The organism is Thalassobacter sp. (assembly GCF_982993085.1).
In genome coordinates this window covers 16,025-28,951 of sequence record NZ_CEZFMW010000036.1, presented here as the reverse complement: position 1 = coordinate 28,951, position 12,927 = coordinate 16,025, and the positions used below count along the sequence as shown (strand labels likewise).

7 protein-coding genes are annotated in these 12,927 nt (G+C 56.1%); 2 read left to right on the top strand and 5 right to left on the bottom strand.

The annotated features are described in order from the left end of the window. On the bottom strand, positions 1–1,357 hold a 1,357-nt coding region (locus AC4GMC_RS07720; protein ID WP_487875901.1), incomplete at its 3' end, for a TolC family protein. A gap of 329 nt (positions 1,358–1,686) precedes the next feature. On the opposite strand from AC4GMC_RS07720, the gene AC4GMC_RS07715 reads away from it, so the two are divergent. Next, the gene (locus AC4GMC_RS07715) at positions 1,687–2,997 is read left to right on the top strand and encodes a BamA/TamA family outer membrane protein (RefSeq protein WP_487875902.1); all 1,311 of its coding nucleotides are present in this window, start codon (positions 1,687–1,689) and stop codon (positions 2,995–2,997) included. Positions 2,998–3,009: 12 nt separating this feature from the next. Here AC4GMC_RS07715 and AC4GMC_RS07710 read toward each other — a convergent pair whose 3' ends face one another. Then, entirely contained in the window at positions 3,010–3,342 is a 333-nt protein-coding gene (locus tag AC4GMC_RS07710) for a dihydroneopterin aldolase (protein WP_487875903.1), read from the bottom strand. Beyond that, entirely contained in the window at positions 3,335–4,108 is a 774-nt protein-coding gene (locus AC4GMC_RS07705) for an SDR family NAD(P)-dependent oxidoreductase (protein ID WP_487875904.1), read from the bottom strand. The genes AC4GMC_RS07710 and AC4GMC_RS07705 overlap by 8 nt, the downstream gene beginning before the upstream one ends. Before the next feature lie 467 nt (positions 4,109–4,575). Here AC4GMC_RS07705 and AC4GMC_RS07700 point away from each other — a divergent pair, with 467 nt between their 5' ends. Next, positions 4,576–6,216 (top strand): ABC transporter substrate-binding protein, encoded by a 1,641-nt coding sequence (locus AC4GMC_RS07700; RefSeq protein ID WP_487875905.1) that lies wholly within the window; start codon positions 4,576–4,578, stop codon positions 6,214–6,216. A gap of 303 nt (positions 6,217–6,519) precedes the next feature. Here AC4GMC_RS07700 and AC4GMC_RS07695 read toward each other — a convergent pair whose 3' ends face one another. Both AC4GMC_RS07695 and AC4GMC_RS07690 read right to left on the bottom strand, forming a co-directional pair. After that, positions 6,520–10,263 (bottom strand): GEVED domain-containing protein, encoded by a 3,744-nt coding sequence (locus AC4GMC_RS07695; protein WP_487875906.1) that lies wholly within the window; start codon positions 10,261–10,263, stop codon positions 6,520–6,522. Between the two features lie 130 nt (positions 10,264–10,393). After that, positions 10,394–12,889, bottom strand: coding sequence for an ATP-binding protein (locus AC4GMC_RS07690; protein ID WP_487875921.1), 2,496 nt, complete (start codon positions 12,887–12,889; stop codon positions 10,394–10,396). Positions 12,890–12,927: the final 38 nt, after the last annotated feature.

The following is a 12,927-nucleotide window of genomic DNA, read 5'->3' as shown; positions in this document are numbered from 1 at the left end:
CTTCGCGCAGAAGGGCGGCTTCGTACTGTAAAATCGCTTGCTGGATTTCAGGGCGATGGATGAAAATGGCCTCAATCGTATCATTGGTGGACAGCAGGTGCAGCGCGCCGTTTGGTGCCGAGGTGGGCAGCACTTCAACGTCTGCAGGGCCCAGACGCTTGTCGTTCACAAGTGCAGCGAGCCGGAATTCAGCGTTCTCCATCGCGGCTTTTGCGCGGACCATATCGGCCCGCCACTGCGACGCCAAAGATCGCGCGCGATTGATCAGGACGGGATCTGCATCAATCCCTTCACGGTTGCCGATCTGCTCGGCGATTTGGGCACCGTGACCCGCCAGATGGCGGCGCTGTGCATACACAGACCGCGCGACATACAGGTTCCAGTAGGCGCGCTCGACCTCCAACAGATGGGCGGATGCTTGGCGATGGAATTCCTCAACCGCGATCTGTGTGTCCATGTTGGCGATGCGACGGGTGCTATCGGTATAGGTAAATCCGCCCCCCCGCAGCAGGGGTTGCACATAGGTCAGTGCCGTTTGAGAAACTGTCTGCTCACCGGGAATGAACGCTGTGTCGTTGGTGTCGGTGGTGGTGAAACGCTGGGATAACGAAATTTCACCACCGGTTTGCAGGCGGCTTCGAACCCCAAATTCGACGTCGTCTTCGTCCGTGGTTAAACGTGCAGCGCCGCCCGCGCTTGCTGGGCTCGTGGCGAACTCATCGCGACGCTCAATGCTGGCGTCGGCGAAGATTTCGGGAACGAAGCGGCCCCGGGCTTCTTGGATGGCTGTGCCGCGAATGGCTGGCAGGTCGCCGAACGCCGCGATCTGAAATGAATTGCGGACGGTGGCGTTGATGATGTCGGGCAACGAGATCTTTTTGGCGCGTTGTCCGGGCAAAAGATCGCCGCGATGGGCTGAGCGGACCCACCATTCGCCGGATGTTGAGGGGGACGAAACATGCGCGACCCGGCGCACGCCTTTCAGCGACGTACCAAGGCCCCGCTCACGGGCTTCAATCAGGGCATAGCGCCCCAATGCGCGGCGGATGTAAATGGCGCGATCCGATGTGTTGCGAAAGGCCTTGTAGGTGATGGTGTCAATCGGCCATTGGCCGTTGCTGAGGTCCTCACTCGACAGGTCAAATTCGCCATTTCCGGGAAAGCTATCAAGTCGTGTCCGTGCCTGAGAGGCGTTCATGAATACACCATCGCGGTTGGCGTCTAATTCTTCGCCAACGGATGGGTTCATCGCACGGATACCGGGCACATCCCCCGGTGATAACCCGATGGAACCTTCGCCAGTACAACCTGCGACAAAGGTCAGCGCGGCCAGTATGGCCATATGATTTCCGGACATGAATAATCCTTGCACTCAGTGACTTAAATCAAATTTACAATCTTTTGAGGGCAACCATTAACTAATTATAGGGATATTATTAACCTTTATTAACGACCGTTGAAAAGGATTGTATTTTTGCAATCATATGCCCCTGCTATGCTGCTTTTTTGGGGTGATTGTGTCCTTTGCTGCAGCGGTATTCGGATTTGGTATCAAAATTGCTGTGCAACCTCGCGCGTGCGCGCGAAGGCACAGGCCCTTTGGTGTGCGCGTCGGAAATATGTTCGGCAGCGACCCATTTGGCGATCTGCTGTTTTGCAGCGCGTCGCTGAGAATAAGGGGTTTTTATGCGTGAATTAGAATCGACGGCCGCAGCCTTTGCTGTTTTTGGCGCGGTAGCAGCTAGCATCGCGGCGGGGCCTGCAGTGGCAGATACGCCGCGTGCTTTCAGCCAAATTATTGTCAATGGCAACGCGCGGTTTAGCGACCAAGACGTTTTGGCCACGGCAAATCTGCAACCGGGTGAAATCTATTACGCGGATGATCTACGCGCAGCGATTGAGGCGTTGGAATTCACTGGTGAGTTCGATTTTATCCGCATCCGGTCAGATGGCACGCGGCTGATAGTAACCGTCGATGAAACCCCCACCTATGAGGGTCTGCTGACTTTTGGGCTGGGTTATGACAGTGACACAGGGGTGTTTGGCCGGGCCGTCCTATCGCTTGAGAACGCGTTGGGATTGGGCGCCGATGTCTTGGGCGAGATCACTGTCGCCGAGGAGGTGCAGAGCGCCCAGGTACAGGTGTTTGACAGCGATGCCCTGTCCGAAACCGCTGGGGTGGGCTTGCGCTTATTTTACGGCGCATATGAATATGACAATACGTTGTTCGACTATGAACGCATGTCCATCGCGCCCTTCGTGCAAATGGATCTGGGCGGCGGTCAAGCTGAGGCGCGCCTCACATTCACTGAGACAGACATCAGCGCTGTTGCGGCTACGGGCTCCTCGATCTTGCAAGGTGATGTCGGAACCCGGGACGCAACAGAGATCGGGTTGTCTTACCGTTTTGGGGGCATCAACCAAAATGCCAAGCGTATGACTTGGAGCGGGATGGTCAGTGTGGATTATGGCATTGCGGGGGATGCCAAACTTATCCGGAGTGAGGGGCAGGTCAGTGTATTTGCGCCATTGCCGGCAGGATTTGCCCTGCGCTCAACCCTTGAGATGGGGCATGTTGCGGGGCAGGGCAGTGCGGTCACGCGCGCCAATGATCGTTTCGTTTTGGGAGGAGCATCGCTGCGCGGGTTCGAGCGTGGTGGGGTCAGCGTTCGCGATATTGATGGCACCGTGGTGACCGATCTGGGTGGGACGCGGTTTGGCGCCCTACGCACGGATGTTTTGCTGCCGGTTGTGGCCGATTTGCCCGGTGTGGATGTCTTCGCATTTGTGGATGCGGGCAGCGTGTGGGGGTTGGATAGTGCGGTTACCCCGTCGGGGACACTGCAAGATACGTCCGATTTGCGCACGTCGGTCGGACTGGGCGCGTCCTACGATTTCGCGCTTGGTCGGTTGGAGGGGTATCTCGCCTCGCCCTCGTCGCAGCAGGTAGGGGACCAAGAACAGGTGTTTGGCCTGACTTTTCGCGCTCAATTCTAAGTGTTTGGGTGGTTAGCCGCGGTACACAACACCGACAGAGGCGCAGTCATCGTAGATGTCCGGTTTGCGCGAATAAACACGAGCCGCCCGGCATCCACGTGCCATCACGTGGGCGTGGATCGTTGCCGTTAATTCTTCCTGTGTCTCGATGCGCTGTTGGTTAAAGCCACGCACGTAATCCACCACGTGATCATAGTCGAAGAACCGCCCCTGCGCGACATCGATACCCTCGACATCCAACTCGATTGAGATCAGTACGCGCTGCGTTTTCTCTTTTTCAAAGGCATGCAGCCCCAGAAACATCTCAACGCAGAGATCCTCAATCTTGATTGTGTAATCAGTCATCGACCAAACCTTCCTTCACCAAAAAGGCCACGTCTCGCGGCAGTTCCCATAGGGTTTGGCCGCCGTCGATGGTGAGAACCTGATTATTGTAGCTTTTGGTTTTCCACATGAACAAAACCGTCTGTGCGATTTCGTGCGGCGTGACTTGGCGGCCCAAGGGGTTGATCCGGCTGCTTTTCTCAAAGTTTGCCTGAGACTGCTTGCCACTAATCAATGTGATGCTCGGGGCGATACCCGCGACACGCGGAAAGCCACCAAACCGCATTGCCAGCATTTCTGTCGCTGTGAACAGCGCGGCTTTGCTGAGCGTGTAGGTAAAGAAATCGGGGTTCATCGCAAAGACTTTGTTGTCCAGCATGTTCACGATGAGACAGTCCTCTAACCCCTCTGACTGCGCCGCGGTCAGCTCCGTCAGGTACACGGGCGCCTTTAGGTTCACGGCCATATGACCGTCAAACTGTGCCTCATCAATGTTGCCGATGTCATCATTCATGAACATTGAGGCATTGTTAATCAGGAGGTTGAGAGGGCCAAGCCAGTCAATCACATCTGAAAAGACCCGGTTCAAGTCGGCCCGATCGCTCAGGTCGCCTTGGAAAACGGCGCAGCTGTCTGGGGCGATTGCGTTCAGCTCTGCCCTAAGGGCCTCGGCTTCGCTGTGCGACGTGTTGTAATGCACCGCGACTTTAAATCCGGCAGTCACCAATGCGCGCGCAACCTCGGCCCCGATCCGTTTCGCGCCGCCTGTGATAAAAGCCGTGGGCATGTTCGTTGTCTTTCTTGAGCTAGGGGGGCAGGGTGATGTACCGCCCGATCCAGTAAATGTATCGCTCGCGGCTTAAGGCAATTTTTCTTTGCAGGTCAATGACAACGCTATGTCGGAAAATACAAACTCGGCGGGTTTCATTGGCCAGGTGGTGGTAGATTTCGAAGGCGCTGCTTGCATCGCATTATGATGTGCAGGCCATGACTATGTTGTGTATTTGGCCTGTCGCGACAAACCAGCTTCGCCACGCTCTTAATTCATAGGCGATAGTGGCGGTTTTCCGGTCATGTGACCGTGTCGGCCAAACTTCTATTGCGCTTATGCAGCATGTCGTATTCTATCAAAAATGTCGTTTTTGAGCCATGGTTCCACTTCGATCAATGGGTGCGACAACCGCGCTCTGAGCCGCTTTATCGCCCGAGCAAGGGCGCGGCTCCCAAGTTTTCATCGAAACCGAAGAGCGTTTTATGTCCGATCCAAAACACATCCATTCCGCTGCCCGCGCTTACGCAGAGGAGGTCCGCGCCGGAACTCTGTCGCGCCGTGAATTCTTGACCCGCGCGACGTCTTTGGGCGTTACGACCGCCACCGCGTACGGCCTATTGGGTGCCGTGCAGCCCGCTTACGCGGCTGCTCATGCGCAGGCAGGCGGTACGCTGCGCATTGAGTCAACCGTTAAGGCTCTCAAGGATCCGCGCACGTACGACTGGCCGCAGATGTCGAATTTTACCCGCGGGTATCTGGAATACCTTGTGGAATATCAGGTCGATGGCAGTTTTGAACCGATGCTTTTGGAAGCATGGCAGGTGAATGAGGACGCCACGGAATATACGCTCAAGGTCCGTCAAGGCGTCACGTGGAACAACGGCGATGCCTTTACCGCTGAGGATGTTGCATTCAATATCGTGCGATGGTGCGAGTCCGGGGTTGAGGGCAACTCAATGGCCTCCCGTATGGGGTCGTTGGTGGATGCCGAAACTGGGGTCGCCCGCGACGGTGCCATCACTGTCGTCGACGATAGCACCGTACGTTTGGTCCTCGGTCAGCCCGATATCACGTTGATCGCGGGGTTTTCTGATTACCCCGCCGCGATTGTACACCAAAGTTTCACGGGCGATCCGTTGGAAAACCCCATCGGCACCGGCCCCTATTTGCCCGGCGATTTTGAGGTCGGCGTAAAGGCGGTTTTGATAAAGAATGAAAACCACACATGGTGGGGCAACGGCGCGTATTTGGACCGGATTGAATACCTCGACTTCGGGACCGAGCAGGCAGGTATCGTGGCCGCCGTCGACGCCGGTGAGGTCGATATGGTCTACGAATCCATCGGCGATTTCATCTTGGTGATGGATGCCATTGGCTGGTCCAAATCCGAGGCTGTCACAGCGAACACTGTCGTGATCCGGGCCAACCAAGATGCCGAGGTGAACGGCATGAAACCCTACGCTGATGCTCGTGTTCGCAAAGCGCTCGCCATGGCTGTTGATAACTCAGTCCTGCTGGAACTGGGCTTTTCCAACAACGGGCGTTTCGCGGAAAATCACCACGTGTCCCCGATCCATCCCGAATATGCCGAATTACCGGCGCCTGTGTTCGACCCTGAGGGGGCCAAGGCATTGATGGCCGAAGCAGGGATGGCCGATTTTGAACATGAGTTGGTGTCGATCGATGATACTTGGCGCAAGAACACCTCGGACGCGGCTGCCGCGATGATCCGGGATGCGGGTATCCCGATGCAGCGCACGGTTCTGCCGGGGGCAACATTCTGGAATGATTGGGCAAAATACCCGCTGTCTACAACAGATTGGGCACAGCGGCCTTTGGGGGTGCAGGTGCTCGCGCTGGCCTATCGCTCCGGCGAGCCATGGAACGAAAGTGCCTTCGCAAATGCGAAGTTTGACGCGCTTTTGGCCGATGCTCTGGCAATCGCGGACGCGGATCAGCGCCGCGAGGTGATGGCCAAGTTGCAGGCGATCATGCAAGACGAAGGCGTGATTATCCAACCCTATTGGCGATCCATCTATCGCCACCATAAAGACAACGTAGTTGGTGCCGATATGCATCCGACGTTTGAAATCCACGTCACGAAACTGGGCCTCGCGGTCTAGAATTTGTGAACGAACCCTACCTGACGCAGGCGTCGCCGGCGTCAGGTATTGGTGGGTAGAAACTGATGCATGGCCAAGGGCGCGCCTCGCAATGGTGTAGGACCCGCTTGCAAGACCGCGAAGGACATCAACCGCATTAGCCTCTCTCAAGGTGGATGGTTCAAGCGCTTCACCAAATCCAGCGTACCATCCTGCGCGGTCAACGCATCGGGATAGCATTGAGCACTCTCAAGCGAGTTTCGCTTAACTACATCCCTAAGTTAGCTCTCCGCAGATCGAGAATGGGCGCAGCAGAGTGGTGACCTAGGGGGCGACTTGGACCCGAAAACTGACAGCGCCACGCGCACCTGGCAAATAGCTGCCCGCACAATCCCACTGTAAATCACCTTGATAATTGATCCCTGGCTCAGCCGGGACCGTCCGTGTGCATGTCACGCCCGGTGCCAGCGTCACAGGACCATCACTCCCACCTGCCAAAGTCGTATAGGGCGGGGTCCTGTCATAGATTGTGATTTCCGAGGCGGGCAGGGTGCCCAGGTTTTCGAGCGAGATACGGTATTCCAACGTGTCGCCGATACTGGCCTGATTGCGGACGGTTTCATTGGTATCATCCGTGATGTTTCGGACGGTTTTGGTCAGTTTGAGCGTACCTTGTTGGGTTTCCACACGAACGCGATCATTGTTGATGTCCTCTTCGGTCAAACCGGAGGTGCCATATTGTGTCGTGGCCGTGAGGGTGATTGCGGTACTATCACCGTTTGCAGCCCCTGACGAACTGCTGACGTGTGCTATCAAGCAGATTGTTGTATCCGCCTGAACGTCGATCGGCCCTGTCACAGGTTGATCAGAGCCCCCGTCGCACCCTGCGTCCACAAAGAGTGTGGCAGTAAACGCATTGTTTGTTGGGGCTGCTAAGTCGAACATGACACTGCCGTCGGCGTCAGCAGTGTAGACATGCGGCAGAGAGATAACTTGGCCCGGGCGCAAAGCCACCTGCTGATCCGTTCCAAGTGTTGCCTGACGGATGACGCCAAAGTCTAAATTGGCATAGGAGGTGCCAACCTCTGGAGTGAATGTGTAGCTGCCGTCCCCCGCGGTTGTGTCGACCAAGGCAGGCAGTCCATCCGTTTGCTCCGAGACCACGCGTACCTGCGGCGCGGCCGTCAGGGCCAAGCTCACACTTTGCGCATACCCATCCGGCAACACCAATGACCAAGTGCCGTCCGCTGCGATTTCGGGTGTGTCAATCAGTGCGCCGCTTGCATCAATGACCTCAAGAACAGCAAGATCTGTTCCGACCTCTGTGCCTCCCTGAACCGCGTCATAGGCCGTGGCACTTGCCCCATTGTCGAAGAAGATAGTCCCCGCCAAAACAGCGCCGGTGCCGGTGTAGGCCACGGTGGCATTTGCCTCATCATCATCAGCAAGACCATCCGACAGATCATCGACACCACGCCCAACGGACGGGTCGCTGTCGGGATCAGGCAATGAGCTGGCCACGACTTCGGCATGGTTGGTGTGTTCTCCGCTAGCCTGCATTTCGACGCGCAGGGTGATGGATGTGCTTTGCCCGGCATCCAATTGCCCGGCCTGCCAAATCCCTGTGCCTGGGTCATAGCTTTGGCCCTGATCTGAGGCCGTGTCGGATTGGTAAACATAGCCGCTGGGCAGCAAATCCATAACCTCAATACTTGTTGCGGTGTCTGGGCCTGCGTTGTCTACTGTCAGAACAAAATCAATCGCGGCTCCTGCGTTGGCAGTAGTGATGGGCTGGCCTGTTGCCGGGTCGAGCGCCGTTTTTGTCAGAGAGAGATCAGCAGACGGCGGCGTAGGAACAAAGCCAAAATCCTGCCCGCTCAGTTCCGTATCGGCCACAATTGCAACCGCGCGGAGCGGGTTACCTGTGGATATAGACAGTCCCGCAGGGATTTCGGCGTCTGTTCCATCCACCAGAATTCGATAGGTCGTGAGAGTAGACACCCCGAGAAACGCATAGGTTCCGTCGGCCGCCGTTTGGGTCGTCGCCATGAGCACGTCATCGGTTTCATCCGCAGGTGTTCCGCGGTCGTCAAACAGGCTGAGTGTTATGTCTTCGGGCAACACCGGCTCACCTTCCGTTAGGCTGCCATCCAAATCCGTGTCCTCAAACAGCGTGCCGGAAATGCTGCCTTCGGGTGTGACAAAAACGATTGCATAATCCTCAACTTCGCCGTCCGGGGCGATGCCACTAGACGCCAGTTCCGTCTGACTAGAGTACCGGAAACGCGCAAATGTCGTTGAGAGTGAGCTGCTTACTGGAACGGTCAGCGGTACGGCAATGGTTCCGTCCCCGTCCGTGTCTTGCAAATCATCGGCGATGACTTCATCGGCGTCAAAAACACCATTTCCATTCCAGTCCACCCAGGCCATCAAATAGCCGGTCGCCGCAGAGGGTTCTGCAACTGTGACGTTCAAGACTACGGCGCTGCCCTTGGCTAACGCAGGAAAAGCAACACCGTCTTCGTCGTCTGCACCGTTGGTATCATCGCCTTGGGCATCCGCACTGTCGCGGTGCTGTGCATCGCCGTCGGCAGGAACAAGCCCCAGATACAAATCAGCGGACAGCGCGTGTGACGGTGTGCCATAGGCATTCGCGCTGGTGCCATCGGGGGCAGTGCCTGAGATCGGGCAATCACCGAAATCATCGCATGTATCTGACACACCAAGAACCGTCGCTTCACCACCACCCAGTGTGATCCCGAGTGCGGCGAGAACAGGATCAACCGCTTGGCCAAGTGCTTGAGTGATCGCGTCATCGACGATGTCGCTTATTGCGGTGCTGACGGCGGTTTCGATTACCGGTTCTATTGGGTCCACGAGTGGCCCACCGGGCAGATCGAGTTCAGCCAACAGATTGTTCGTGACGCCGCCCACAACTTGTTCAACAGCATTGATCGGAACGTCTAACTCTTGGGTCTGGGGGAACGGCGCTGCAAAATCCAAGGTACCAGAGCCAAATGATACTGTGTCTCCGAAAGAGGAGGCTCGGATTGACGTGGGTATCACTGTACCCGGCAGAAATGCGATGCCCGGAATGGTTACGGTCGCGTCCGCTATGGTCGAAGTGCCAATGTCATCTGCGGTGATCACACGATCACGGGCGAAATACACAGCATCGTCGATTTCCCCCAAATAGGCATTAACGACCCCGGGTGTCATTGAAACTTGCGCTGTCTGATTTGTGGCATCGACGCTGGTAATCGACCCATCCGCCTCGCCCACTTCAACATAAAGCGACAAGTTCGGCGGCTGGATTTCCACAACGGCAACCCCAAGATCGAGGGGCTGTGGTGCCTCATCCAGAACGATATCGATCTTCGTGCGAACCGCCGCTGACCTGAACGTGGTGCCTTCGGGGCCGCACACAAGTTGCGGGGCTTCCGTAATTTGAAGGTAGGTTCTGACTTCTCCCAACCCTAGAATGTCGGTGACCACCGGCTCTGGCGTGTCTGCGCCGTAGCGGGCGTTATAAAGCTGAACAGAGCCACTGACCAAATCCAAGGTTGAGATGTTTGCTCCCGACAACTCACCCTCGGTGGTGTCCAGTACCAAGAAATCGCTAAGTACGACGCCATCTGTCAGGCCACTGGTATTCGTTGCCAATGCTTGCAATGCCGTGGCCGCCGCTGGGTCACCATTATTGCCAGCCGCATTCGCAGCGGCCGTAAAGATCTCGGACAAGGTCGCTTCGGAATTCAGCGCATCATCCGGCGAAGTTGTGCCTGTGACCCCTTCGAGTTCCGTGACAAAAACGTCGAGAGGGACCTGCGCCCCAATCAGATCGGCCCGGACATCGTCGAGGCCAAGATCGACGCCCAATAGGCTGGATAGGCCACTGTTGAGTTCCTGTACGTTTGCAGCTGGATCCTCAAGAAATGACGAGCTTGCTGTAATGCAGAGCGTATCACAGCCCTCATCCCCCACAGATTGCGCTGCTGCGGGCGCTGCAAAAGACCACAAAGCCACCATGAGTGGGGCGATGGCAAAACGACGTGCGATTTTTTGCATTTCTGGTTCCTGAAGTATCATTCTTTACAGGAACGATACGCGGGCATTGCGGGGTGCGTGGGGCGCAAAGTACAAAATGGTTAGTGCCAAGGTTGGCACTCCTACCCAAAAGGATAGGAGCAACGTGGCATCAGGATTTCAAAACAGCATCCCAAGCTTCGAGCGAGGCTTCGATAGCAGCCGGGACACTCTCAATTTGACGTTGTGCGTCGTCTGCCTTGCCGATTTTACATGCAGCCTCAATGGTTTGGAGCAAGCGGTGCAGTCGTTTTGCACCCAGCATCCCGCAGGCGCCTGCCATTGAATGTGCGTGGGCCTGAATGTCGCGTACGCTTGTTGCAGCCTCAAGCGCGGCAAGTTCGGTGACAAACTGCGCCCGCAGTTTTTCAATGCGCGCCGCGTAACCGTCGCGCCCGATGACCTCAAGCAATTCGGCCAGCTGATTGTCATCCAGAACGGGAATATCTGCACCCTGATCCGAGGGGATCTGAGAAGAGGCGCACACTTCATGCGCGACGAGGCAGCGGTCAAGCTCACGCAGGTTGATTGGCTTGGCTAAGAAGCCGTTCATACCAGCTGCGGAAAAGGCCTCGCGCTCGGAGGGCAGCGCATGAGCCGTGACCGCAATAATATGGGTGTTTTGATTTAAACCGGGCCGTGACCGGATTTGACGCGTGGCCTGTGTGCCACTGATCTCGGGCATGGAAATATCCATCAAGATCGCATCGAACTGTGTTATGAGTGAAATATCAATAGCTTGCTGGCCACCTGTCGCATAGGAAACCTCGTGGCCAAGGCGCTCTAACATCGCGCCTAAAAGATCACGGTTGATCTCATTATCATCGACAACCAACAGATGCTGCTTGTGCTGCGTGCTCTCAAAGGGTTGCTGGCTTTCGTGTTTTGGCAGTTGGTCTGGGGGGGCCTCGACCATGGGCAGTTCCACATGGAAATGTGTGCCCTCGCCGAGGGTCGAGGCGCAGGTGATCTGCCCGCCCATGCTGTTTACGAACCGCTGCACAATGCCAAGGCCAAGCCCGGTGCCATTAGTACGACGCTCGTAACTGCTGTCCAACGAGATGAAATCCTCAAAGATGCGGTGCAAGTCTTCTTCTGCGATGCCGATGCCTGTGTCGGTGACGTCTAAGTGTAGGCTACCCGTGTCCGGCATATAGCTGATCGCAAGTTTAACCGCGCCACCAGGAGTAAATTTGATCGCGTTGCTGAGCAGGTTCACAATGATCTGCTCAACGCCGCGTGGCTCGGTCATGAACCAGCGATCTTGGGTTTGGGATTGCTCTAGCTCGATGACGGTTTCGTTGTCGCGCGCAAAGGGTTGGAGCGTCGCAACCAGGCTCTCCACCAGGGTTGCGATATCGCAAGGGCTCGGCTCGGGGTTTTGGCTGTCTTCGGCACGTTCAATCGCCAAGACATCGTTGATATGGCTGAGCAAAATGTCGCCTGACGTCAGAGCGGCCCCCAAATAAGACTGCTGAGCCTTGTTCAGCGGACTTCCTTCCAGCATTTGAAGTGCGGACAAAATACCATTCAGCGGGGTGCGCATTTCATGGCTCATCATAGCGAAAAAGCGTGAGCGTTCCCGGCTGTTGGAAAGGGCGTTGTCGCGGCTGGTGATCAGTTCGGCTTTTTGCCCTTCTTGATCCGTGATGTCGCGGACGTAGCACACGAAAAAGAACTCTGCTTCGGCGTCCCTGTCAGCGATTGAGGCGCCAATTTCGGCGGGAAAGATATGGCCGTCTCGGTGCAAAGCCTTGATCTGCATCCGTCCTCTTTCGGCAAAGGTTGTTTCACCCGTCTGCCTGTAGTGTTCCATTGCCTCCAGAAATAGCTCACGCTCAGCAGGCGGCAGCAAAAGGTCGTAAAACTTTTTGCCAATGGCATCTTCGCGGGAGTGGCCAAAAATATCTTCGGCAGAGTGACCAAAGTCGATGATGTTGGCCTCTGCGTCGGTCACCACAATACCGTCAAGAGATCCGCGTAGCGTTGCGCCAAGGCGTTTATCTTTGTTTGTTGCAGCTTGTGTGGCGTCGTGCAGGGACTTGGCCTGTCGCAACAGACCGATGATGAGGCCCATAAAGATAAAGATCATGGCCGTGACTGAGACAATCAGAACCTCGATTAGGGCAACAGTGCGGTCGCGCTCGGCCTCGCTGTTTTGGGCAACAAAACTTATGAAGTCGAGGCCAATGCTGCGAGGCAATGTGCGCACGCTATCAAGCTCACGACGCAGGTCGTCCAAACCCGCCAAAAGTTGTTCGTCCGTGCCGTCGATCAAGGGCACTTGCTCATCCAAAAGGACCTTCAATTTCATAAGGTCTGGGTTGAATTGTCCCGCACCAGATCCGCGGCGCAAGGGAAGGGTGCGGCTGTAAAAAATGTCAAATCGCTTGCGCAAGTCGTCCAAGTACGGCTGTCCGCCGTCCTCAACGTCATCAATTGCGTCTTGCAGCTTGAGATATTCGATCTCTAACTGCGCCGATAGGTATTCTTGTTGTCCCTGCTTTGCGACGCTCAGATTGCCAACATAAGACCAGACATTGAACGACAGATAGCTGATGGCAATGCAACCAGCCAAAATGATCATTGAGGCTGAGCCAAAGACCATACGCAAAGGACGCCCTCCGAACGGGCGCATGAGCGGAT